Annotated in this window: 28 protein-coding genes; 12 read left to right on the top strand and 16 right to left on the bottom strand. The window is 34.0% G+C overall.

Annotated features, from left to right (window positions below; all coding sequences use genetic code 11):
• Positions 1-50: 50 nt before the first annotated feature.
• Together G4D61_RS02190 and G4D61_RS02195 are read right to left on the bottom strand one after the other, a co-directional pair.
• The gene (locus G4D61_RS02190; RefSeq protein ID WP_025730998.1) at positions 51-386 is read right to left on the bottom strand and encodes a branched-chain amino acid transport AzlD family protein; all 336 of its coding nucleotides are present in this window, start codon (positions 384-386) and stop codon (positions 51-53) included.
• Entirely contained in the window at positions 383-1,108 is a 726-nt protein-coding gene (locus G4D61_RS02195) for an AzlC family ABC transporter permease (protein WP_025730997.1), read from the bottom strand. The genes G4D61_RS02190 and G4D61_RS02195 overlap by 4 nt, the downstream gene beginning before the upstream one ends.
• A gap of 99 nt (positions 1,109-1,207) precedes the next feature.
• Here G4D61_RS02195 and G4D61_RS02200 point away from each other — a divergent pair, with 99 nt between their 5' ends.
• The gene (locus tag G4D61_RS02200) at positions 1,208-1,762 is read left to right on the top strand and encodes a helix-turn-helix domain-containing protein (RefSeq protein WP_025730996.1); all 555 of its coding nucleotides are present in this window, start codon (positions 1,208-1,210) and stop codon (positions 1,760-1,762) included.
• A 419-nt stretch (positions 1,763-2,181) separates the two neighbouring features.
• Here G4D61_RS02200 and G4D61_RS02205 read toward each other — a convergent pair whose 3' ends face one another.
• Both G4D61_RS02205 and G4D61_RS02210 read right to left on the bottom strand, forming a co-directional pair.
• On the bottom strand, positions 2,182-2,871 hold the full coding sequence (locus tag G4D61_RS02205; protein WP_025730995.1) for an N-acetylmuramoyl-L-alanine amidase: 690 nt from the start codon (positions 2,869-2,871) through the stop codon (positions 2,182-2,184).
• Positions 2,872-3,163: 292 nt separating this feature from the next.
• Positions 3,164-3,319, bottom strand: a complete 156-nt coding sequence (locus G4D61_RS02210; protein ID WP_155918509.1) for a hypothetical protein — start codon at positions 3,317-3,319, stop codon at positions 3,164-3,166.
• Between the two features lie 239 nt (positions 3,320-3,558).
• On the opposite strand from G4D61_RS02210, the gene G4D61_RS02215 reads away from it, so the two are divergent.
• From G4D61_RS02215 to G4D61_RS02240, 6 genes are all read left to right on the top strand, one after another.
• Entirely contained in the window at positions 3,559-3,879 is a 321-nt protein-coding gene (locus tag G4D61_RS02215; protein WP_025730994.1) for a 5' nucleotidase, NT5C type, read from the top strand.
• 50 nt (positions 3,880-3,929) lie between these two features.
• Positions 3,930-4,139, top strand: coding sequence for a hypothetical protein (locus G4D61_RS02220; protein WP_052137961.1), 210 nt, complete (start codon positions 3,930-3,932; stop codon positions 4,137-4,139).
• Between the two features lie 43 nt (positions 4,140-4,182).
• Positions 4,183-4,563 carry a YolB family phage-derived protein gene (locus G4D61_RS02225; RefSeq protein WP_035349067.1) on the top strand — a complete coding sequence of 127 codons (381 nt, stop codon included), beginning with the start codon at positions 4,183-4,185 and terminating at the stop codon, positions 4,561-4,563.
• A gap of 785 nt (positions 4,564-5,348) precedes the next feature.
• A complete protein-coding gene (locus tag G4D61_RS02230) occupies positions 5,349-5,534 on the top strand; it encodes a DUF8096 family protein (RefSeq protein ID WP_081750071.1) in 186 nt (61 codons plus the stop codon).
• Positions 5,535-5,749: 215 nt separating this feature from the next.
• The gene (locus G4D61_RS02235; RefSeq protein ID WP_025730991.1) at positions 5,750-6,511 is read left to right on the top strand and encodes an alpha/beta fold hydrolase; all 762 of its coding nucleotides are present in this window, start codon (positions 5,750-5,752) and stop codon (positions 6,509-6,511) included.
• Positions 6,512-6,574: 63 nt separating this feature from the next.
• Entirely contained in the window at positions 6,575-6,757 is a 183-nt protein-coding gene (locus G4D61_RS02240; protein WP_025730990.1) for a hypothetical protein, read from the top strand.
• A gap of 388 nt (positions 6,758-7,145) precedes the next feature.
• Here G4D61_RS02240 and G4D61_RS02245 read toward each other — a convergent pair whose 3' ends face one another.
• The 3 genes from G4D61_RS02245 to G4D61_RS02255 form a co-directional block, all read right to left on the bottom strand.
• Positions 7,146-7,778 (bottom strand): LysE family translocator, encoded by a 633-nt coding sequence (locus G4D61_RS02245; protein WP_025730989.1) that lies wholly within the window; start codon positions 7,776-7,778, stop codon positions 7,146-7,148.
• A gap of 538 nt (positions 7,779-8,316) precedes the next feature.
• Positions 8,317-9,684, bottom strand: a complete 1,368-nt coding sequence (locus tag G4D61_RS02250) for an amino acid permease (protein ID WP_025730988.1) — start codon at positions 9,682-9,684, stop codon at positions 8,317-8,319.
• A gap of 51 nt (positions 9,685-9,735) precedes the next feature.
• Positions 9,736-10,053, bottom strand: coding sequence for a hypothetical protein (locus tag G4D61_RS02255; protein WP_025730987.1), 318 nt, complete (start codon positions 10,051-10,053; stop codon positions 9,736-9,738).
• A 184-nt stretch (positions 10,054-10,237) separates the two neighbouring features.
• Here G4D61_RS02255 and G4D61_RS02260 point away from each other — a divergent pair, with 184 nt between their 5' ends.
• Entirely contained in the window at positions 10,238-10,450 is a 213-nt protein-coding gene (locus G4D61_RS02260; RefSeq protein WP_025730986.1) for a heavy-metal-associated domain-containing protein, read from the top strand.
• A gap of 54 nt (positions 10,451-10,504) precedes the next feature.
• On the opposite strand, the gene G4D61_RS02265 is transcribed toward G4D61_RS02260, so the two are convergent.
• Entirely contained in the window at positions 10,505-10,972 is a 468-nt protein-coding gene (locus tag G4D61_RS02265) for a YndM family protein (protein WP_025730985.1), read from the bottom strand.
• A gap of 295 nt (positions 10,973-11,267) precedes the next feature.
• On the bottom strand, positions 11,268-12,797 hold the full coding sequence (gene ppx, locus G4D61_RS02270) for an exopolyphosphatase (protein WP_163173118.1): 1,530 nt from the start codon (positions 12,795-12,797) through the stop codon (positions 11,268-11,270).
• A 302-nt stretch (positions 12,798-13,099) separates the two neighbouring features.
• Here ppx and G4D61_RS02275 point away from each other — a divergent pair, with 302 nt between their 5' ends.
• The 4 genes from G4D61_RS02275 (at position 13,100) to G4D61_RS02290 (ending at position 18,869) form a co-directional block, all read left to right on the top strand.
• Positions 13,100-15,319, top strand: a complete 2,220-nt coding sequence (locus tag G4D61_RS02275; RefSeq protein WP_081979133.1) for an RNA degradosome polyphosphate kinase — start codon at positions 13,100-13,102, stop codon at positions 15,317-15,319.
• A 1,785-nt stretch (positions 15,320-17,104) separates the two neighbouring features.
• On the top strand, positions 17,105-17,833 hold the full coding sequence (locus G4D61_RS02280; protein WP_163173120.1) for an alpha/beta hydrolase: 729 nt from the start codon (positions 17,105-17,107) through the stop codon (positions 17,831-17,833).
• A 103-nt stretch (positions 17,834-17,936) separates the two neighbouring features.
• On the top strand, positions 17,937-18,449 hold the full coding sequence (locus G4D61_RS02285) for a YjcG family protein (RefSeq protein WP_025727466.1): 513 nt from the start codon (positions 17,937-17,939) through the stop codon (positions 18,447-18,449).
• Positions 18,450-18,452: 3 nt separating this feature from the next.
• The gene (locus tag G4D61_RS02290; RefSeq protein ID WP_035348356.1) at positions 18,453-18,869 is read left to right on the top strand and encodes a GNAT family N-acetyltransferase; all 417 of its coding nucleotides are present in this window, start codon (positions 18,453-18,455) and stop codon (positions 18,867-18,869) included.
• A 460-nt stretch (positions 18,870-19,329) separates the two neighbouring features.
• On the opposite strand, the gene G4D61_RS02295 is transcribed toward G4D61_RS02290, so the two are convergent.
• The 7 genes from G4D61_RS02295 to G4D61_RS02325 all read right to left on the bottom strand — a co-directional run bounded on the left by G4D61_RS02295 (position 19,330) and on the right by G4D61_RS02325 (position 22,721).
• A complete protein-coding gene (locus G4D61_RS02295; protein ID WP_035354860.1) occupies positions 19,330-19,575 on the bottom strand; it encodes a hypothetical protein in 246 nt (81 codons plus the stop codon).
• A 153-nt stretch (positions 19,576-19,728) separates the two neighbouring features.
• The gene (gene spoVIF / locus G4D61_RS02300; RefSeq protein ID WP_025727468.1) at positions 19,729-19,986 is read right to left on the bottom strand and encodes a sporulation-specific transcription regulator SpoVIF; all 258 of its coding nucleotides are present in this window, start codon (positions 19,984-19,986) and stop codon (positions 19,729-19,731) included.
• 133 nt (positions 19,987-20,119) lie between these two features.
• Complete coding sequence (locus G4D61_RS02305) at positions 20,120-20,266, bottom strand: YjcZ family sporulation protein (protein ID WP_081749974.1); 147 nt, start codon at positions 20,264-20,266, stop codon at positions 20,120-20,122.
• Between the two features lie 84 nt (positions 20,267-20,350).
• The gene (gene spoVAE / locus G4D61_RS02310; protein WP_025727469.1) at positions 20,351-20,707 is read right to left on the bottom strand and encodes a stage V sporulation protein AE; all 357 of its coding nucleotides are present in this window, start codon (positions 20,705-20,707) and stop codon (positions 20,351-20,353) included.
• Between the two features lie 30 nt (positions 20,708-20,737).
• Entirely contained in the window at positions 20,738-21,754 is a 1,017-nt protein-coding gene (gene spoVAD, locus G4D61_RS02315; protein ID WP_025727470.1) for a stage V sporulation protein AD, read from the bottom strand.
• Between the two features lie 4 nt (positions 21,755-21,758).
• Entirely contained in the window at positions 21,759-22,223 is a 465-nt protein-coding gene (gene spoVAC / locus G4D61_RS02320; RefSeq protein ID WP_025727471.1) for a stage V sporulation protein AC, read from the bottom strand.
• 15 nt (positions 22,224-22,238) lie between these two features.
• The gene (locus tag G4D61_RS02325; protein ID WP_025727472.1) at positions 22,239-22,721 is read right to left on the bottom strand and encodes a YhcN/YlaJ family sporulation lipoprotein; all 483 of its coding nucleotides are present in this window, start codon (positions 22,719-22,721) and stop codon (positions 22,239-22,241) included.
• Positions 22,722-22,837: the final 116 nt, after the last annotated feature.

Below are 22,837 nucleotides of genomic sequence, written 5' to 3' on the forward strand. Positions count from 1 at the left end.
ACTAGTTTAACCTAATTAAATCTCCTTCTTGAAGAGATTAAATATGTTCTCTATATAAACTTTATCACTAATCTTAATAATGCCATTAATATGACACCGATAATAACTGTGGCGGATAAACTTTTTGTCTTTAAAGCAACAAACAATGTTGGGACTAGAACAATGATCACTGTCCAATCTATATTTAAACTGTAATGATTTGTTTGGATAATAAAACTATTTACGACAAGCGCCGTCAAAATACAAATAGGTACAAAAGAAAGCCATTTTAAGACAGGTTCAGACAGACGAACATTACGAACGAGTAAAAACGGAACAACTCGCGGTATAAATGTTACCAATGTGCACCCAAGTATGATAAGCAAAACCGTTAAATCTGCATTCATTTATCTTTCACCACCCCGATAGTTGCTACAACAATTGTTGCTATAATCACTGCAAGGTTTGACGGAATAAAAACAGATAAAATGATCATTGCAATAATCATATACACAATTAAAGATAGATAGAGCTTTAGCTTAGCTGACTGAATACTTTGTAGCTGTAAAACAAGCAAAGCAGCAAACATTGCTGTTAAAGCAAAATCGAGACCAAACACTTGCGGATTAGAAATCCATTTACCGAATATAGCTCCAACTATGCTTGATAAAACCCAACTAATATAAGCTGTTATATTTAAGCCGTTCATCCAGCGATCATTAATTTGTTCACCTTTAATGATTTTATTCATCGCCACACCAAATGACTCGTCTGTAACAAGTGCTCCAATGCTAATATTTTTTACTAATGAGTACTTTGTAAAGTGAGGAGCTAGTGTTACGCTTAATAGAAAATTACGTAAATTCACAATAAATGTTGTTAATATGATTGCAAATATCGGACTATTGGCTGCCAATAAAGCACAAATAATAAATTGTGATGCTCCCGCATAAACAAATATTGATAATAAAGCAATTTCCATTACAGATAGTTTAGCTGTTACCCCTACAATTCCAAAAGCAATACCGATGCTTATGTATCCTATTAATGTTGGGACACAATCTTTTACCCCTTGACTAAATGTCGGATCGCTCTCTTTTGCATCAATTAACACTTCGTCTGAAATCACCGTTATTCCCCCTTTTTCGTTTAACATATTATACATTTGTTCACTATAAAAGACAATAACATGTTATAATTACGATAACAATATTTGGAGGAGAATATTATGGATCATATTCAAGAGATCATCGCGAGCAATCTGATTAGCCTTCGAAAAAACAGAGGTTTAAGTTTAGACAAAATGTCAGAAATAACTGGCGTTAGTAAAGCGATGCTAGCTCAAATTGAAAAGGGGAAATCCAGTCCGACAGTATCAACCCTATGGAAAATTGCAAATGGTCTGCAAGTATCCTTTTCGGTCCTTATGAAAGAAGATAAACCGCAAGTAACAAAAATAAATATAGAACAATTAACACCTGCAATTGATGATGAAGGAAACTATCTTGTCTATTCTTTTTTTCCATATCATCCTGAAAAAAGATTTGAGATTTACATAGTCAATCTAAAACCTGGATTTACTCATCAGGCAGAAGCACATTTAGGTGAAGAGTATATCCTTATTAAAGAAGGGGAATTAACCATTGACATTGAAGGTGATGTCCATATATTGAGGCCAGGGGATGCTATCCAGTTTACATCAAATACAAAACATAGTTATACAAATGCTACAGAAAAACTCGTTAGCTTTTTTATGCTTATCTATTATCCAGAATCATATTAATTTTTTTCTGTTTAGCTAGATGATGACTCTCTGAAGCTTTCCGCGGATGAACATCGAGCCGCCTTTTATAGATCGTTTTTGTTTATAGAACATTTCTATTGCTATATTATCGGAATATCAGAAAGAAGTATTTATAAATACAAAAATTCACTGTGACTGCCCAATTTGTCAATTTCCTTGAGCTCAAAACAGTGAAAGTAAGCGCCGTCTAACGCAAGTATGCTTATTCAATGGGTGTTTACGCTCTGAAGATACATTGAAATGTATCTATTTCTTATCTGTAACAACTTCTGTCCTGCTAATAAAACTAATTAATACTCTTCCATTGCCTTTTCTTTTATTTTTTCAGAGCTTTAATCATCAGCCATAAACAGCTTGGAACTAGAACAGCATACCGGCTGCTCTAGTTCCAACACTATTTATTTAACCCGTAAAATTTGCCCGACGTAAATGGTATAGTCATCGTCAAGATGATTCCAGCTTTTAATTTGAGCAATTGTACTACCATACTCTCTACTCAATGAATAGACTGTATCTCCTGCAAGAACAGTATGATAGACTGCCGTACTTTTCTTTTGAAGATTAAATGCTTTGGCTAGCCCATTAACATGGCCTCGCGCTACATTTGTAATCCAGCTGCTACTCTTCATTTTCGCGGCATCATACGCATTATCAATGAACCCATTTTCTGTAAGAAGTGCTGGCATCGTTGATTCTCGCAGTACATGTAAGTCAGATTGTTTCTTACCACGATCCGTTAACTCGTTCAACTTTAATACTTCCGCATGAATAGTACTTTGATAGGTTGTTGTCGGTGCTCCTGCTTCTGGATAAACATAGCTTTCAAACCCTGTCCCTCCACCAGCATTAATATGAATCGAAAGGAAATAATCTGCTCCCCATGAATTAGCGGCATTCGTACGTTGTGTCAGTGTTGGATATGTGTCTCCTGTACGAGACATCAAAATAGAGACATTCGTATATTCATTTAATAGGATATCTCGAATATTAGTAGCAATGTTTAACGTAAGATCTTTCTCTTGCAAACCGTTAGCTGTTGCACCAGGATCGCTGCCGCCATGTCCTGGATCTAAAAATAACTTAAACATTTTTCATCAACTCCTTACTATATTCAATGCTTCTCTCTCTCAATTCGTACAAACGGATTAAATAGGAGAATCGTTGAATTTATATCGTTCTAATTCTCTGTAATCATTCTCCCATAAGCAAAACGAAAACGCTTCCTAATTTGTGCGGATTGAAACGGAAGATTACCTCCTTTATCATTGTTTTCGTTTCACCTTTTAATAATAAAAAAACAGTGAGTGCTATATAGCGGACACTCACCGTTTTGAAATATTATATAATTTTATTTTATACCGTTATTTACTAATAAGTAGGTTAAACCATCCAAAAATACCATAAGTCATATGTGAAAATATCATCATCGAATCCTTGATATAAATTGAACAAATCCTCTTCATTTGCTTCGAATTCTTGAAAATCATCTACTGCTGTTTCCGTCTTTGTTAATATTTTCGAGATCTGTTCATACATAATCTCACCTCATATAACGTTTATTTAACTTCTTCATCACTTTAACTCTGAAATATTAATATGATATTAAGATATGTTAAAACTTCTATCATTCTTTTAATATGCTTAATAAATGCACGTTCAGTAATCATGCTAGTCTGATAATTGATTATCGTAAAAAATATTTGATGAAGAATAAATCGTACTGTTAAAATAAATTAAAAACGGTGTGCTTTTAAGGAGATAAGGAGGATGGAGTAATGAAAAGAATTGCAATAGATATGGACGAGGTAATTGCAGATTTTATTCCAAAACATTTAGCACTATTTAACCGGGATTATAATGAAAATATTTCTATTGAAGATTTAAAAGGAAAGAAATTAAGGGATTTACGTCCACATTTGCAAGATGAAGTTACGAATTATTTACTTGATCCTTCCTTCTTTAGGGATTTAGCAGTGATGAAAGATAGTCAAGATGTCATAAAAGAATTAAGTCAATATTACGAGATTGTCTGGAATTACAATAACTCTTCTCTAAATGATATCAAGAAAAAAGGATTGATTAGTTTTTTACGTTAATGTCTACTTTTTAAGGAAGATGATAAAATAAGGATGGAGGGGGGAAGCAAATGTATTGGAGACTAAGAATTCCTTTGTTGTTATTAGTCTTTGGTGTTACAGCTGGGTTTTACCAGAAGTTTCCTAAAATGTTTTTAGCATACACCAATGGTTTGTTAACGAGTGCTTTATATATTGGATTAGTGGCTGTAATCTTTATTGTTTTAGAAGGAACAGGAATAAATGAAAAAAAATCCATTTTATTTGGGGGATTCTTCTAGTTTTTGTGGGATATTTATGTGATAGCTTGGAGAGTGTTAGCCAATGATTAGTTCAGTGAGTAGTTCTTCTTATGACAAAACGAAAGATCCTCGTTTCTTAGCATTCAGTCGATTGGCCACTGAAGGATCTGCCGAAGCCAATGTAACCGATAAAAATCGCTATTCCATGAGTTTTACAGAGTTCTGTCATGACTTGGAAAAAGGTGAAATCGTTGATTCTCAAAATGCCCAAAATAATACTTATAACAATTCTCAAAGTCAATGGGAATTCAGAATAAAAGAGTCCCTAGTAAGTAAAACAAATTCTCAGTTAGGCTCTGAAGTGTTAGACATTATTAAAAAGGCCTATGATCTTGGGATGGTGAACAACGACAACATGTTACTAAGAAGTCGCGCGATCAAAGCTTACAAATCCTCTATCTGATTTAACGGTTAGAATATATATTAAGGCCCCGGCGCACTGGGACCTTTTTTCTTTTTTTGCTTCAGCATACATTTAAAAAGAGAGAAACGTTCCCTATTTATTTTGCCTTTGAGATTGAGAAGGATTGTTGCTTTCTTTTAAAGACGGACCCATTTGGGAAGGAAACAGCCATTCGGAACCCAGTGTTTTGATGTAGTCCTAGATTTCCTCGTAGACGTTTTCGAGGTGGATCGTCCGGGGTTTTTTCGTTTTTCCTTCCTAGTAGATCACCATTCTTTTTTCTGGCACACTTCCTTTGTTTTCAACTGCAGCAAATCCCCACCCAACCGTAATCCGGTATTAATACCAATTAAACGCGCCGACCGCAAAACCGGTTCATGGCTCATTTCATGTCTTCGATTTTTTCACGAGACCAGAACGACTTCGATAAAATAAAGATTCCTTTCGAATTTTCCTTGAGATGTTTGCTTCTCGATTGTAATCAATCCGCGTTTTTCCAGTTCTTTTTTCTCCATTTATAGTATCTATCTCCCGTCATGCCCAACTCTTCACATTGTAAGGTATTTTATTTACAGCCCCTCATAATCTCTATGAAACCGGTTATACAAGAATGAACAATTGGCAAGAAGCAAGAGAATTTTTTCTTAAAGAATTATAAGCAGAAAGATTTTCGCTTTTATTAATCCATTTCACTTTTGAACAACCTATTTACTCCCGATCATGCTATTTCGTTTCAACAAAAAATTTGCTATGCTTATAATGGAAATATGATCGAGGTGTTTTACATGAGTGAAGAAACGGAATATAAAACAAAAGGATACGATACATCTATCGTTTACGACTATAAGGAAAATCCCGATATCAAACCTGGACGTTGTGATAATTGCGACTATAGTCATTTTAAGTCATCAGTTAAGCATGGTGTTTTCTTGCGAGAATGTCGTCGTTGCGGGATGAAAAAAAGTATTTAATTAATGATTCAATTTGATTGATCGATTTTTTTCAAAATGAGAGTGAGTTCTAATACTTAGAGATTAGAATTCATTCTCATTTTTAATTCTGGATTTTTCTTGATTAGCCTTCCTCTAAATTCAATCTTCGCTCATTTTAAACCGAATAAAACGGATATTAAACATTCCTTCGGATAAACTACCTTTATGCACATGAATAAAGGGGTGAGATATGATTGCCTTCTACCCAAATTAATGGTGTAAATATGTTCTTTGAATTAAAGGGGCATGGAGCAACATTAGTGTTCATACATCCCCCTGTTTTACCGAGCGAGATATTTAGATTTCAGTTAAAACAGCTGTCCAAACATTATCAGATTCTCTTATTTGACATTAGAGGGCATGGTTATTCTTCTCCTAGCCCAACAGAATGGAACTTTTCAGACATAGCAAAAGATTTAAAACAGCTCCTTGATCAATTAAACATCAGGCATGTCTGGATATGTGGTTACTCTGCTGGAGCATCGATTGCTTTTGAGTTTACACATCTATTTCCAGAAAAGGTAAAAGGTTTAATTCAAATCGGACCTGTCCCAGCAGTTAATGACCTATTACTAAAAGGAATGGTCAAGATTGCAATGAATGCAGCCGCCAAAAATAAAATTCCCCTTATTTCATATGTAGGGGCAATGCTAAATACAAATACGCTAAGATTATTTTTCTCACTATTAAAAACCGCAAAAATGACTAATGCAAATGATGCAGCGTGCTTTTACCGTTCTTATTACAAATTTCAGTGCATGGCATATCTAGCGGATATTCACCAGCCTGTACTCCTCATTTATGGGAAAGAAGATAAAGTCTTTGGAAAGTATGCTGAATCGCTGACACATCTTTTGCCTAACTATACACTTACCTTTATCGAAAAAGCAAAACATGAAGTACCGGGCAATTTTTATCATGATTTAAATCATTTAATTAGAAATTTCATAGTATAAGCAACATAAAAGAAGCGTACCCTTTTCATATTGATTTATTAAAATCGTTTAGGAGGAAATGCAATGAATGAACATGATAATCCTTTAATCAATACTGATTCAACAAATTCGGAGGAAAACACCGAAATCTCTAGTTTCAATAGTGATTCTCAAATTACAGAAGGAATTGCTGAAACTTATGAGCTAATGGTCGATGGATATTATGAAGGGACAGCGGATCACTTAGTTCAAAAGAAGAAAAAATAAATTTTCCTGCACAGTTGAATTTTGAATTCTTACTTTTATTAGCTTCTTAGTTCCAACTGCGTGTCGTGAACCGAGAGGCTAATAAAGTTGTAAAATTTAAAATATAAGTCGTAATAGTTTTATCATAAGCAAGACTACTAAAAACCATAATGGAAGAGAAATTAACAATCCCCATAAGCATCCTTTCGCAAATGATTGACCATTCATAATCTTATATTCATATCCAAAAATGTCCGCTTCTTTTTCTCCTGTACATGCTGCTCCCCCTTACATATATTTACATATTATTCGAATTATCGTCTTATTTATTTCCAGCTATACATACTGTTTCAAATAAAATCGATATGATCAAATATTGTCCAAACCTCCATAAGGAACATAAGCTTCCTCATATGTTACCTAATAATAAGTTCACTGCTTGAACCCCAAAATAAATGCCAAAGCCTATCAATGATACTCCTGAAAGAATTGAGATGGATGCTAAAAGTTTTGATGTCAAAATTTTTCGAAAACTACTCGATATAGTTGCCATTGTAATATCCCATAGAAATAATCCAAGGAAAATTGCACAGCTGCATAAAACTAAATCTGCCTTCACATATGAATCTGCAGTTTTTGCAAGAATTGAGCCATATATCCCTAACCAAAAAAGAATAGTCAAAGGATTTGTTATGGACATGAAAAAGCCAGAAAAAAAAGATTTATAAACAGGTTCACTGTTTCTATCATCATTGATATGTATTTTTCGTGCATTTATTATACTTTCAACCCCAGTATAAATTAATACAAAACAACCAAATAACCATAAGAATGTTTTTACGAAAGGTGTGTTTATAAACTCAACTATTCCTAAGTAAACTGCCATCATATAGAATCCATCTGCAACAACTGCTCCTACCCCAACTAGCCACGCACTTAAAAAACCATTCTTAATACCGCTGTTAAGTTGTGCTGCGTTAATCGGCCCAATCGGGGCAGCTAACGAAATACCTAATAGAAAATAACTCAATAGTACACCCACCGCTGCCACTCCTTAAGTTTTTAAATTAGTGAAAACTTGTCTACAAAAATTTTTATTCAAAACTTCTCGAAGGTATAACCATAAAATGTAATAAAAAAATACCAGACTATGGGAAGGTGCTGAAAAACCATTGGTTTTTTTAGAACTTCTAAAGCAAAACTAAAAAAGATGACTTGAACATTTGAACTGCCCCCAATTGTTAGACACTACTAACAATTGGAGGTGCAGTTGTTATATAACTAAATATACTTGAAACTAAATTAGAGGCGATCTATGCAGATCTTGAGGGGACAAAATCTTATTTTGAAATTGATATTATAATTAACAGCAAAAAAGGTATAATCCCCTTCATCATGAGGAATTATACCTTTTTAAATTTAACCTAGGTAAAAAACGCGGTTCATTGGAGTGGAAGGCGGCGGAGGCTCCTGCGGTACGGTAGTAAGACGCCCGCCGCCTGGAGCAGAAATCAACAGCCTAATTTAGTATCACAATCTAAATTTAAAGGACTTTTTCAGCGCCCTCGACTTTGCTGGTATCATGAACACGCTTTATTCTTCTTCGTTTTTTTCCATACAGTTTTTTGGAGAATAAAGGCTACAATACTAATAATCGCAGCGAACAACAGACTAATGAATAAACCAAAGCGGATGGTTCTTTCAACTAATGTTCCACTAATTGCTGCGACTATTAAAGCAACCCCAAATAAAGCGAGTAACCTGCCCAATAAGCTCATTGTTAAAATTCGAAGCGCGGAAATGATAATAAACCCCCAATTAAATAACAATAAAATACTGGCTGCCGTTGTAATATACTCGTATATTTTTCCTGGTAAAACTAATGCCGCTATAATTGAAGCGAGTAATCCAATTGTTGCAAGTAGCAATGAAGGTAAAGGAAGCGACTTCCATTTTTTAACTTTTTTTGAAAAAAGAGCTGGTGCATCACCATCTTTCGCTAAAGTAACAAGTAATGTTGTAACCCCAAATAACGAAGCTGTCATTGTTGAAAAACCTGCGATAATGATAGCAGCATTGAATACATGCGGAAAAAAGGATAAATGATATTTTTCCAGTGCTGTCACGAACGGGCTTTCCTTCTCGCTAAATGCACCGTAATAATCCATTGTCACTGCGAGTAGCAATGCTAGGATATAAATGATTGCTAATACAATTAGCATAATCATTCCTGCTTTTGGAGCATCTTCCTTTTTTTTAAGTCTCATTGCCATGAGTCCTATCACTTCTATACCGCCGAAAGCATAATAAGCATATATTAATGAAGCCCAAAAGCCTCGTATTCCTTCAGGAAACAAACGATGAGTGGTTGTTGGAATACCAGGATGATGAACATCTTTTGGCATCCAGCCAAAAATCGCAAAAGATGCAATAATGATAAACATAATAATGGCTGCTGTTTTTATAATTGCTAGCAAATTCTCGATTTTGTCAAAGCCACTTGTTCCTGTTAACACGACGATAATAGATAAAATTGAATATCCTGCGGCAAGTATCCATAATGGTATATGTTCGAACCAAAATCTTGTTAAAATCGATAATGCCATTAATTGGCTCCCCATAATTAATATATTGGAGCTCCAATAATTCCAACCGCAGCTAAAACTGGCCCACCGGCCATACGCTTTATTTGCATAATAGCAAAAAGACCCTTCTTGTGGATCTGCTGCTGTCATTTTGGCTAATAGATCATACACAATGTAAGTTCCAATAGTTGCCAAAAGAAACGAAAAGACGATAGAAGGACCGGTCGTTTCAATTCCAATAGCTGAACCGAGAAAAAAACCCGTTCCTATTGTGCAGCCTACACCAACTAATGATAGTTGCCACCATTTTAAATTCCCTTTTTCATTTCCTTTTGAAGTTCCACTAGGGATAAAAAAATCCATATACTCCTTATCCCTCCCTACGGTATCCTTTAGTATTTGTCCATTTCATTTTCAGCTTTCTGCATGGACGGATCGATACAATTGTGTATAGGAGCTCCCTTGTACAATGTGCTCTAATAAAAATGCACTTATAATTTTTTTATATTCCTCATCATCAAACATTTTTTTATGCTGCAATTCCATTTCAGCCAGCCCTTCAAATGATGAAAGCAATCCATAAGTATGGTCTTTTCCCGATATAGGTGTTAATATTTCAAGTCTTTGATTGTATTTCTTTTTTCTGTATGACTGAATTGCCTTTAAACCATCCAATGCTTCTTTAAATTTATTTTGTTTGATTTCAAATGTTTGATAAACAAAGACTGGCATTTTTATACCCTCCCAACGTTTAATACGTAATGTTAGAATTTGCTTTGGACAGCTCATTTATTCTTTTCTTTCCTACCATTTAATACATCGTTGTATTAGCTGGTTCAGGGGTATTTCTTTATAAGTGTGGAATATTAATAAAGAAATTCAATTTATTACGATGAAAGTGAGGATGATGGCCTAAATGGATCATATGACAATCTTTATAAAGGAAGCTACAAATTCCAAACCGATACAGATGCTGGAACATATCCTTATGCAAATGAATGGTATTGAAAGGGCATTAGTGGATACAGAAGATGGTGAAGTGAAAGTCACATATGATCGTAAACAAATTGCCCAAGAACAAATTATTAATCACATTAAACAGCATGGAATGTACCCTGTAGAACAATAAATAGTTGGAAAGATAGAAAAGACCGTCCTCTGACGGTCTAAATAAAGTTTTCTATTATAAATCTGTTTCATCCTCATCTTTTTTCAAATCAGATGTTTTTGGAGTCAATTCTTCAGTAGTTTCGAGTTCATATTCATATTTTCGAATAGGATTTTCTCTTTCATGCCTATTCATCACATGACTTAATAAGTAGCGATGAAAGAATAATTCAAATGCTGCGATAGCAGCTGCACTAATTAATGACTCGAATATCATGCCCTCAAAATTAAAGTAATATAAATTGAGGCTTTTACTGATCATCCAAACAGTTACAAAAGCTAAGCCAAAATCCGACCAAGTTGCAAATGTATTATTTGTTGATGGCAAAATCATTAAATCTCCGACTAAATAAGAAACAATCCCTAAAATAGCAGAGATAAACAGTACCTGCCCAAAAGACATTCCAAAGAAAATCCCAAGTATGATATACAATATAACAAAACTGGAAATAAACTTTATTGCTAACGCTTTAAGATGGTCCATTTATATTACCTCCTCTATTATTATGTTGGTTTTTTTCCACTGTATTATGCATGATTTTCCTCATTACCTAAATGATGAATGTGTGATCTTAAATATAAAGCCTCATTTCTAAAAGGTTATTGTATGTAAATTGTTGATTTTCGCTTTGGGGGCTTTCCTTCCTCCTTGCGCTTCATCAACTTTATGGATGGTTTGATAAAAAAGGAAAAAGTTTACGAACATATGGCCTATCTAAAAAAGGAGCCAATAAATAATTTTATTGGCTCCTGAACCATGTATAGATCTAAACTATATTTTAATATAAATAAAATTGCGGGATTACAGATATTTTCAATAGTTTTTCTATGTATTTTTTTTGCCTTTCCATTTGATATTTTTCCGGTTTAAAATCATCATTACATTTAATATTCATTACCCATGTATCTTTTTGTGGAGAAATTTCAATATCTTTTACAAGATTACGTTTTGTAATATTTAATCCTTCTGCAATTTTCAATAAGGCACCAATTAAGCTAATTTTTTTCTGTTCCTCTTTCGTGAACCAATCTTTAAATGGTTCTATGTATTGACGAAAATTTCCTTTTCCTTTGTAGGAAGCAATCAGGGCTAATTGAACGCGCTCGCGGTGGGATAATCCGAGAATGGTTCTGTTCGTAAGTAAGTAAAAAGTATGCTGACTACTTGATTCCTCATTAACATATTTCCCAACATCAAAAATCAACGCTCCTCTTTCTACCAATTCGAGATCGTCATCATCTAGAAGATTTCCTGCATCACTTATATGTTTAATTTGCTTAAAAAGTTGTTTTGCATTTTCTATCATATATTTGCGTTCATGTTCATCTATATGAAAATCTTTTACAATTTCTTGGATACCGATATCTACCAATGAAGTACATTTTTCATTTGTCTTGTTCATCTCGTTATAAAGAAGTCCTTCCCGCAACCCTTTTCTACTTAATATAAACTTAGTAGCTCTGGATATATCGCATATTGCTTGAAAAACTTCTATAGCTGGCAATATCGTGTCTGCACGATCTTTTGAAATTCCATCTATTTTTTGCAATTCGTTCCATGATAATGGCTCAATTGTTTCTTTTATCTCTTGGAGATTTAATATACTCATTTCATATTGGTGAATCCCCGAAAGTGGGTAATGGATTAAACTTTGATGAAGTTGTGCAATACTTCTTGCACTACCTCCCATTGCAATAATCGGAATTTCTTTATCATTGATCCATTGCAAATGTTCAAACTGTGATTGTACAAATTTCCGGATTTCTTCATTCTCCTGATCAGTCGGAACTTCTCCTTTCACAAACTGAAGTTTTAATGATAAGGAGCCAAAAGGAAGACTCTCATACTGAACTAATTGACGATCTCGGAAATATGTAACCTCTGTACTTCCTCCGCCCATATCGATTGTAATTCCCTCATTTATATCCATCGAAGACACAACTGCCAGATACCCATAATACGCTTCTTCATATTCACTTAACATTTTTATCATAAAACCAGTTTCTTCCTGAACTTGCTGCATAATTTCCTGCTGGTTTCTTGCCTGACGAATTGTTGCAGTTGCTACACATATTACTTTAGCAACGTTATAGTGACGGACAATTGCTTGAAAAGTTTGGAGTGAATCAATTAGTACACGAATTCCTTTTTCATTTAAAAATTGTTGCCCATTTAAGTAAATACGCAAACGAGCTGCAATTTTTATATTATCTAACTCTCTATACTCTCTCCTATCTTCCTCACGTTCATAAATTACTAAGCGAACCGTATTAGAACCAATATCAACAATTGCTACTCTGTCTTTCAATTCATTGATCACCCTTTTTTGAATTTTTTATATAATTTATATCCTATAATTAGAGGTCCTTTAATTCAAGTGTAAAATCATTTTAATTCATTCACTCTTCAAATTATAATGACCGTTTATAAATTTTTAGTTTTAACTTTATATAAAGAAAATATGACAGTCTTGTAAAAAAAAACAATATATTTACATTGAATTAACCCTTCGTTTACATGATATTTACATAAAATTTACACTAACATGGTATCTTCAAACTATTGAAACATTTAGATAGCGTTCTAAGGAATAAAGGAGATGTAATATTCATGCAAACAACAAGTAAAGGCACAGTAGAGATCGATTATAGCGTCCCATCTTATTACAATAATCGGGAATTAAGCTGGTTGGATTTCAACAAAAGAGTACTCGAGGAAGCGCTTGACCACTCTACTCCTCTACTAGAGCGATATAAATTTCTAGCTATTTTCAGTTCTAATTTAGATGAATTTTTCATGGTACGTGTAGCTGGTTTACTTGATCAAGTGAAGGCTGGATTTAATAGACCAGAAAATAAAGCAGGTTTAACACCAAAAGAGCAATTAACAGCTATTTCCAAACTTACAAGGAAGTTAGTTGAAAAGCAAGATCATACATTCTTACATAGATTAACCCCCCTCCTAGCAAAGGAACATGTAGAAATTGTCTCAATTTCATCATTACGTTCTGAAGATCTAGCTTTTTTAGAGGAATATTTCGATAATCAAATTTTTCCTGTTCTTACTCCTATGGCCATAGATGCCTATCGTCCTTTCCCTATTTTGGCAAATAAATCTTTAAATTTAGCAATTGTGATGGAACAAAAAAATGGAGAAAGAGCAATGACATTTCCTTTTAATGGAAAATTGGCGATCGTACAAGTTCCTTCAGTTGTAAATCGCTACATTGAGTTACCCGAAAAAGATGGTACACGATCATTTGTCTTACTTGAAGAAATCATCTCTCATTTTATTCATAAACTGTGTAAGGGCTTTATCATTAAATCTGTAACACCTTTTCGAATTACACGTAATGCAGACTTAACAATTCATGAAGATGGCGCTGACGATCTTCTGCATGAAATCGAAGAGGAGTTGAAAAAGCGCAAGTGGGGAGCTAGTGTCAGACTAGAAGTGCAACAGCAAAGTTACGATGAAAAAGTAGTTGCTTATCTAAAGGAAGAATTAGAAATTCATGATAAGGATATTTATTACATTAAGGCTCCGCTCGATTTAACATTTTTATTCTCTTTTTGCAAAGCGATTCAATCAACACATGAGCATTTAGTTCAGCCATCATTCATCCCCCAACCACCACAAGACCTGGAGAGAGGGGAAAACATGTTCACAAAGGTATTAAAACAAGATATTTTACTTCACCATCCATATGAATCTTTTGAACCAGTTGTTCAGTTTATTGCTCAAGCTGCTGACGATCCGAACGTACTTGCTATTAAGCAGACTCTTTATCGAGTAAGTGGTGACTCTCCTATCATTAAAAGTTTACAAAGAGCGGCTGAAAATGGTAAGCAAGTAACTGTTCTCGTTGAATTAAAAGCACGGTTTGATGAAGAAAACAATGTACAATGGGCGAAAGAACTTGAACAAGCAGGCTGTCATGTTATTTATGGAATGACCCATTTAAAAACACATAGTAAAATTACTTTGATTGTTCGCCGCAGACAAGGGAAAATTGAACGTTTCGTCCATTTAGGAACCGGAAACTATAATGATGCTACAGCAAAAATTTATACAGATATAGGATTAATTACTGCAAATCATGATATCGGAATTGACGCGACTAATTTTTTTAATTATTTAAGTGGCCATATGGAAATTCCAGAATATCACCACCTATCTGTGTCACCATTTGGAATAAGAGATACATTTATAGAATTGATTGATCAGGAAATTGCTTTTCATAAACAACATCGTAATGGACATATCATTGCTAAGATGAATGCTTTAACAGATAAAAGGATTATTATGAAGCTATATGAGGCTTCAAACGCAGGAGTTAAAATTGAACTAATTGTTAGAGGAACTTGTTGTTTGCGTCCAGGAATTAAATATATTAGCGAAAATATTAGTGTCCGTAGTATAGTTGGAATATTTTTAGAACATTCCAGAATCTACTATTTTCATCAAAATGGCGAAGAAAAATTATTTTTGTCATCTGCCGACATGATGACTAGGAATATGGAAAATCGTGTTGAAATCTTATTTCCAATTCTTCAAACAAGTTTAAAACAGCGGATAAAAAAATGGTTAAAGATTATGTTAGAAGATAATGTTAAAGCAAGAGAACAAGATGCTCAAGGACAATATCATTATGTAAAAATAGCCGATAACGCGATCAAAATAAATAGTCAATCACTATTATGCGATATGGCGTATCATAGTAATCATACTGGTGAAAAGCATACAACCTACCTATCAGATTTAAAGATCAAATTAGCTAGATTTGGATATTTATCTTTATTTAGTTTACGTAAAACGATCGGTTCCTAATATGTTAAGAACGTGCTGAATATTACTTTTGATTTTTATCGATGTTGTTTACGTAAACCTTTTATAAAGAAGTTGATTGGAGCGGAAATCAACTTCTCTTTTTTTAAAAAGGATCAATCAGTCTTTATAAAAGATTTATTTTGTAGTCAGCGTTGATCATGCAATATTTTATGAAAAATGCTGATTAAACGCAAAAGGTGCGAAGACGCCTGCGGAAATAGCGAAATCAACGGAACCCACAGGCGTACTGCGCCGAGAGGCTCAGCTTCCGCCCATAGAAAGTGAGCGTCTTGGAGTGAAAATCAACTTTTCTTTATTTATCGATAAAAATGGATGATGTAGCTTAATAAAATAATAAGCGCTATAACAACAACAATTGTAGTAAGCACAATACCTTTTGATTTACTATATCTTTTTTCCATAGATAAACTAAACCTCCATTCTTTAAATACAATAGTGCTCTTTAATACGTCTGCTAATATGAGTTCTTCTACTTTAATATGTTTTATTATGACTAAAATATTCATAATAACTGCGTAGCGTTTTCAAATATAGCGAGATTTTTGTGTATCCAATAGAATCCCTTCTCTAAATAACACTTATACACTTATTTGCTTATTTCCCAGGAAAACATTCGTTCTTCTTTATTTGAAGAAACCTATTTTAAAACTAAATGCTTTCTATACCTTTACCTCTTACTTGTTCATTAAAACCTCATTCCGTAATTAATGTTTATTCCTTTTAGAATTTAGAAGTTGTTCATTTTTACAATGCACAAAATTAATCGAAAAGAATGGTGTGAGACTTCTGCGGGTTAACTCTGTTCGCAAAAAGGTGCAGCTGAGACGGAAATAACTGCCAAAAAAATGAACAAAGTAAAAAATTGGCAAGCATGAGTTCGGTTCAATACCGTATCCACACAAGCCAATTTCCTACTTCATACAAAGCTCTAATTTACAGGCATATCATTTTATATAATAATAGCTTTAAAAAGCTTTTGAACAATTGTACTTTACTTATAAGTTTTCCTCTTCTTCATCCCATACTTCATCCAATAAATCATCTTCTTCCCAATCATCTTCCCATTCATCATGCTCTTCTTTTTGGAAAAACTGTAAAAATCTTTTGAGCATAAATATCCTCCTTGCTTGCTCTTGCCAATTCAATACTTTTTAGGATATTTTGCTCAGTCGATAAATACTTTATACATCTTTATTGAAAATAATCATGTTAGCAGTATAAATATTCCCCTTTTTATTAAACTAACAATAAATAAACTATGTAAAATGGAGAGATACATAATGAATAGTTGGATTTATTTACATCTTATTAATACGTTATATTTCATTATTTTTATGTTTTTCATTCCAATTGCAATAGCATGCTTAATATGTTTTAAAGAAATAAAACAGTATATACAAAAACGGAAAAACTGTACGAATTGACTTTTCTGTAAAAAAACGACATTTCTCATCAAATTATCATTTTTTTTTCATATTATTTTAGGAATTGTTTCGTATTATGAATTTGTAGCAAGGACAAGTTACAAAACCCTATACCAACTAGACACCCCCCTTTTGTTGTCTAGAAACCCCCTATAAAAACCGGCTATTGTCGGTTTTTATTTTTTTATACAAAGATGGTTTCCACTTTCAGAATGTTTAATTGAAATAATAAATAGGAAGACATTCATGAAATTCCTCCCTTGGTGCAAGAAACTAGAAGTTTTTACTTATAATTGATAAACTTAAACATAAAGAAACGTTTTCATACTGGAGGATCATCATGGAGCTTCAAAAAGGAACGATTAAGGAATTTATATTAAAAAGTAATGAGCTTGCAGAAGAAATCGACATATGGGTTTATCTTCCAGCAACATTTTCATCCTTATATAAATACTCCCTTTTAATTGCACAAGATGGAAAAGATTATTTTCAGTTAGGAAGAATTGCCCGTTATGCTGATGAATTATTAGCAAATAAAGAAATTGAAGATATTATTATTGTCGGTATTCCATACAAAAATGTACAAGATAGACGAAGAAAATACCATCCAAATGGTGAACAAAATGGTGCCTACATTCGCTTTATTGTCCATGAGCTTGTCCCTTATTTAGATAGAGAATTTCCAACATATAATATCGGAATGGGGCGTACACTAATAGGAGACTCATTGGGCGCAACCGTTTCATTGATGACGGCTTTAACTTATCCAAACACATTTGGCAGCGTCATTTTGCAATCTCCGCTCGTGAACGATCAAGTAATAGAAAAAGTAAAGCAATTTGTGCAACCACAGTTATTGAACATTTATCACACCATTGGGAAAGGTGAAACAGAAGTTAAAACAACGGATGGCAGTATCCAAGATTTTATAACTCCTAATCGAAAGCTCCATCAATTGTTAGTTGAAAAAGGATTTTCAACAGCATATAAAGAGTTTGATGGAACGCATTCATGGAAATTTTGGCAACCAGATTTAAAAGCAGCTTTAACGTATATTTTTAAAAAATAGCCTTATAGTCATATTGATATTACTAATCAGTAATTAATGATTTCATGATTTCAAAAAATTGTTATAATAAAGTATATTATGATTTGCTAAGGAGGTCAGGACTTTGAAATACGCAATTGTAATTTTTCCATCTAAAAAATTACAAGACTTAGTAAATTCATATCGAAAACGATATGATCCACACTATGCGCTTGTCGCTCCTCATATAACACTTAAAGGAGCTTTTGAAGTATCAGAGCAAGATACAGAAGAAATGGTTGCAAAGCTTAAGGAGATCGCAAAAAAATATGACCCCTTTACATTAAAAGTATCTAAAGTAAAATCATTTGCTCCTGTAAGTAATACAATTTACTTTAAGGTAGACTCTACTCCTGAGCTGGAAGGTCTTTTTGACAGCTTTAAAAATGAATTACCTGGAGAGCAGCCAAAGTTTAATTTCGTTCCTCACATTACAATAGGTCAAAAATTATCTAATGATGAACATTCTGATGTATATGGACAGCTAAGGTTAGTAGGCATTGATCATCAAGAAACTGTCCACCGTTTTCATCTTGTATATCAATTAGAAAATGAAACTTGGACTTCTTTTGAAACATTTGATCTTGGAAAGGAATAAAACATGCACGTAAAAATTGTTGAAAATGATAAAGAACGAGCGGATGCGTACTATGTTCGAAAAACTGTATTTGTAGAGGAACAACTTGTTCCTTTAGAAGAAGAAATTGATCAATATGAGGATGTTTCCACACACTTTGTATTATACGATGAACATGAACCTGTTGGCGCTGGTCGTTTTCGTCTAGTAGACGGCAAAGGGAAAATAGAGCGGATTTGTATTGTCCCTGACTACCGTGGTAAGGGGGCTGGAAAACTTTTAATGCTTGAAATTGAAGATTTTGCCAAAACACAGCCTGTTACAACTTTAAAATTAAATGCTCAAGTTCACGCTATCCCTTTTTATGAAAGATTAGGCTATCGCATAACATCAGATGAATTTTTAGACGCTGGTATTCCTCATAAATCAATGGAAAAGTGAATACAACCACAAAAAAGAAAAGTAATGCTAAACACACTTAGCATTACTTTTCCTTTTATTTTTGCTTTTAAATGATATAGAAATTGATAAGGTGCATCTGCGGGAATTGCAAGTGACTTTAGACAATGCAAACGCGGCACCTTCCCCCGCAAAAAGCGAATACCTTACAGCGGAAAGCAAGCGTCCTGTAGCAGAAGTCAACCTCTTCTTTAAATACTACTCCATTTCATCCGATTACCTTTCTAAAAAGAAAAGATTATTGTTGTAAATTAATTGGCTATATAGCGTTGTTGATTGGAGCGGAAGGATGCGAGACTCCTGCGGGAAAAGCGGAATAGTTGAGACCCCACAGGCGTGAAGCGCCGAAGATGCTCGGCTTCCGCCCGCGGAAAGCGAGCATCCTGTAGCGGAAGTCAACCTCCTCTTCTTTGCAATACAACTGCATATAAAAGGATTTGTATCATACATACAAATCAATATATCTTCCTTTTCCGGTTTCTTTTATAAGGGGCCTCTCATTTAATTGGCTAATTGTTATGTCACGGTCTTGAGGCGGAAGATATTGAAAATTTCTTTGGAGAGTATCATGATTTTTAACTTTCAACGGCTGAACTGTCGGCTGTAAACCATCTGCATATTTCGATAGCTGATCATATATTTGATACTGTTTATATTGATAATTATCAACAGGAGCAATATACGTCATCATGTTCTCCCCCAAAAGATTTATTTTAATGAATGTATTCCCTTTTTATGTTATTTAAAACATGTTTCAAAAAACTCTTTAAGAAAAAATAAGAATTCCTTACACGTCTCCTAAACTAAAAAGACTTGCATAAAAATGCAAGCCCTATTATTGCTATTTACCATTATTCATCATTTTAGAAATGGTATTTAAATCAATTTTTTTCCCATCATTAATGATAGAATGAACGATCTTATCTTCTAATTCTTTAGGTACTTTCTTATTGGCAATTTGCGAAACTCTTTTAATGATGCCCCTTACCGTTTGTTCATCTTTAAAATTAGCATTTTGCAAAGAATTGGCTAGTTCAAATATATCGTTCATATTTACCCCTGTCTTTTTTTCAATACCTTTGAAAAATTGATTATCCATATTTTCATCGCTCCTCTCTTTCAACTATTCTATGTTATGTACGAGGAACGAATTTGGTGAAAAAGATGGACAATAATAAGAAAAAGATGGAGAAAAAATTCTCCATCTCTAATCCAAACCTTATGCTAAAAAATTAGCAGAAGCTTGCTCCAACAATAATAAGAAGGATAAATAATACAACGATTAATACAAATGTGCTTCCATAACCGAAACCGCCGCCGCCGTAGCCATAACCGCCGTATCCACAGCCGCCGCCAAATCCATAGCCGTATCCAAACATATTTTTTCACCTCACTTCATGTAGTACACTATAACTTATGTCAGCTTACATGAAAGTGTATAGGCAATCATCCTAAAAGTTGAATTAACCTTTAGGTTTAAAGATTAATGAACCGATAAATCCGAAAATAATTGCAGCTGAAATCCCCGATGATGTCACTTCAAACATTCCTGTCAAAACACCTACGATACCATGTTTTTGAACTTCCTGCATTGCACCAGTTGTAAGGGAATTTCCGAAGCTTGTAATTGGAATTGTAGCTCCTGCTCCAGCAAAATTAATTAACGGTTCATATAAACCAAATCCTGAAAGAATAGCCCCAACGACAACAAGTATGCTCATAGTGTGACCTGGAGATAGCTTAACAACATCAAATAAGAGCTGCCCAATGACACAAATAATTCCACCAATTATAAAAGCCCAAAAAAACATTGCTAACATGGTTTATTTCCTCCTTATTGCAAAATCTGTTTATAAATATTCAATTGAACACGCATGCGCAATACACGGAATGGTTTCTTTTTGTTGAAATGATAGCGGTGAAAGAAGTGCCCCCGTCGCCACAAGTAAAATACGTTTATATGTACCTTTTTTCATTTCATTTAATAAATGGCCATATAAAACGGTTGCCGAGCATGCTGGTCCACTCCCCCCTGCTTGTACAGGCTGATTTTCATCGTAAATAAGAAGACCACAATCTTTAAATTGCTCTTCTCTTATATTAATCCCTTTTTGTTGAAATAATTCTAATGCTATCGGTCGACCAATTTTTGCTAAATCTCCAGTTACAATTAGATCATAATATCCAGGATCGATACTACGATCTTGAAAATGCTTTTCGATTGTATCTACAGCTGCCGGTGCCATTGCCCCTCCCATATTATAAGGATCAGAAATCCCTAAATCCGTCACCTTTCCGATTGTAGCTGATGTAACACGTGGCAAAGGACCTTTACTGCTATCACTTTTACCTACAATTGCAAAACCGGCGCCTGTAACGGTCCATTGAGCAGTTGGCGGTTTTTGGCCTCCATATTCTGTTGGATAGCGAAATTGTTTTTCTGTTGCAGCGTTATGGCTTGACGCTCCTGTTACAACTTTATTGGCTCCCATATAATTGACAAGAAAAGCTGTTAGAGCTAGGCTTTCCATTGAAGTTGCACATGCGCTGAATAATCCTAAATAAGGTATTTGATTCGTTCTTGCCGCAAAGCTCGTTGGTGTAATTTGATTAATTAAATCCCCACCAATAAAAAATTGGATATCTTTTTCCTTTAATTCCTGCTTTTGTAATGCAACTTGTACAGCTTCTTCTATTAATACTTTCTGTGCTTTTTCATAAGAATTTTGCTCAATCCATAAATCATCGAAACATTTATCAAAATCCTCTTTAAGAGGACCATTTTTTTCGAACGGTCCCCCGACTACACCAGTGGATAATATCGCAGGGTGATTTGGAAAAGTCCACGTTTGTGTACCTGTTAACATATCATTACCTCCAATATAAAAGGATTGAACGGATTAACACAACGACAAATGCGGAAAATACCCCGTACACAATAACAGTACCAGCCAATTTAAACATATTTGCTCCAACACCTAAAACATATCCTTCTGTCCGATGTTCAATCGCAGCAGAAACGACTGAATTACCGAATCCAGTGACAGGTACTGCACTTCCCGCACCTGCAAATTGCCCAAGGCGGTCATAGATACCAAATCCTGTTAATAGCATCGATAAAAAGACCATTGTTGCAACTGTAGGATTACCTGCTGTCTTTTCAGTGAAATTAAAAAAATAAATATAGAAGTAACTTAGGGCTTGACCAACTATACATATAAACCCTCCAACTAAAAAAGCCCGTATACAATTTTTGAGAATTGGTCTTTTAAGTTCATGCTTTTTTTCAAGTTCATTATATTGACGTTGTTGTTCAGTTTGCTTTTGACTAGCCATCGTTTTCACCCTTCTTTACGTTAGTTCTTTCTTTAATTTCACAATTTCCTTAAAACGTTTTCTCGCTTGTTTATCAGATATTTTTTTGCTTTCCATTTTCTCCTGTAAACGTACAGTTTCTAAAAAAATTTTATAATCACTTGATACAATAAACTTCTTATCTGGGTAGTTTTTTTCGAGATATGACGTTAAATCTTTTTCGATTTTGTCCATTTTAAAACGATGAAGGTGTCTTACCTTATAGGCCACTAAAATTTGATTATTTTCTTCGATCATGGCGACATCATAAATACTATCGAAGTGTAAAATTTTCGATCGTAATTCTTCAGATATATGTTTTTTGGAGCTCTTATTAGTTAATTTAATCGGCTCTGGCTTAGTTGTTTTTATTAATGCCATTTGGCTATCTTTATTTGGACTAGAATCACATCCAATTGAAGAAACGGTAATCATGCTTAAACCCAAACATAATAACAGTTTTTGCGTAAACTTTTCCATTTTTTGTCCCCTCTACACTCAGATCATATCATTACTATTTTGAATAAAATCCGTAAATTTATGTTTAATTTTTATGTGTTAAATTTTAGAAGACAAAAAATAAACCTCTAAAGGTA

This window comes from Heyndrickxia ginsengihumi, assembly GCF_011008565.1.
Lineage (GTDB): Bacteria > Bacillota > Bacilli > Bacillales > Bacillaceae_C > Weizmannia > Weizmannia ginsengihumi.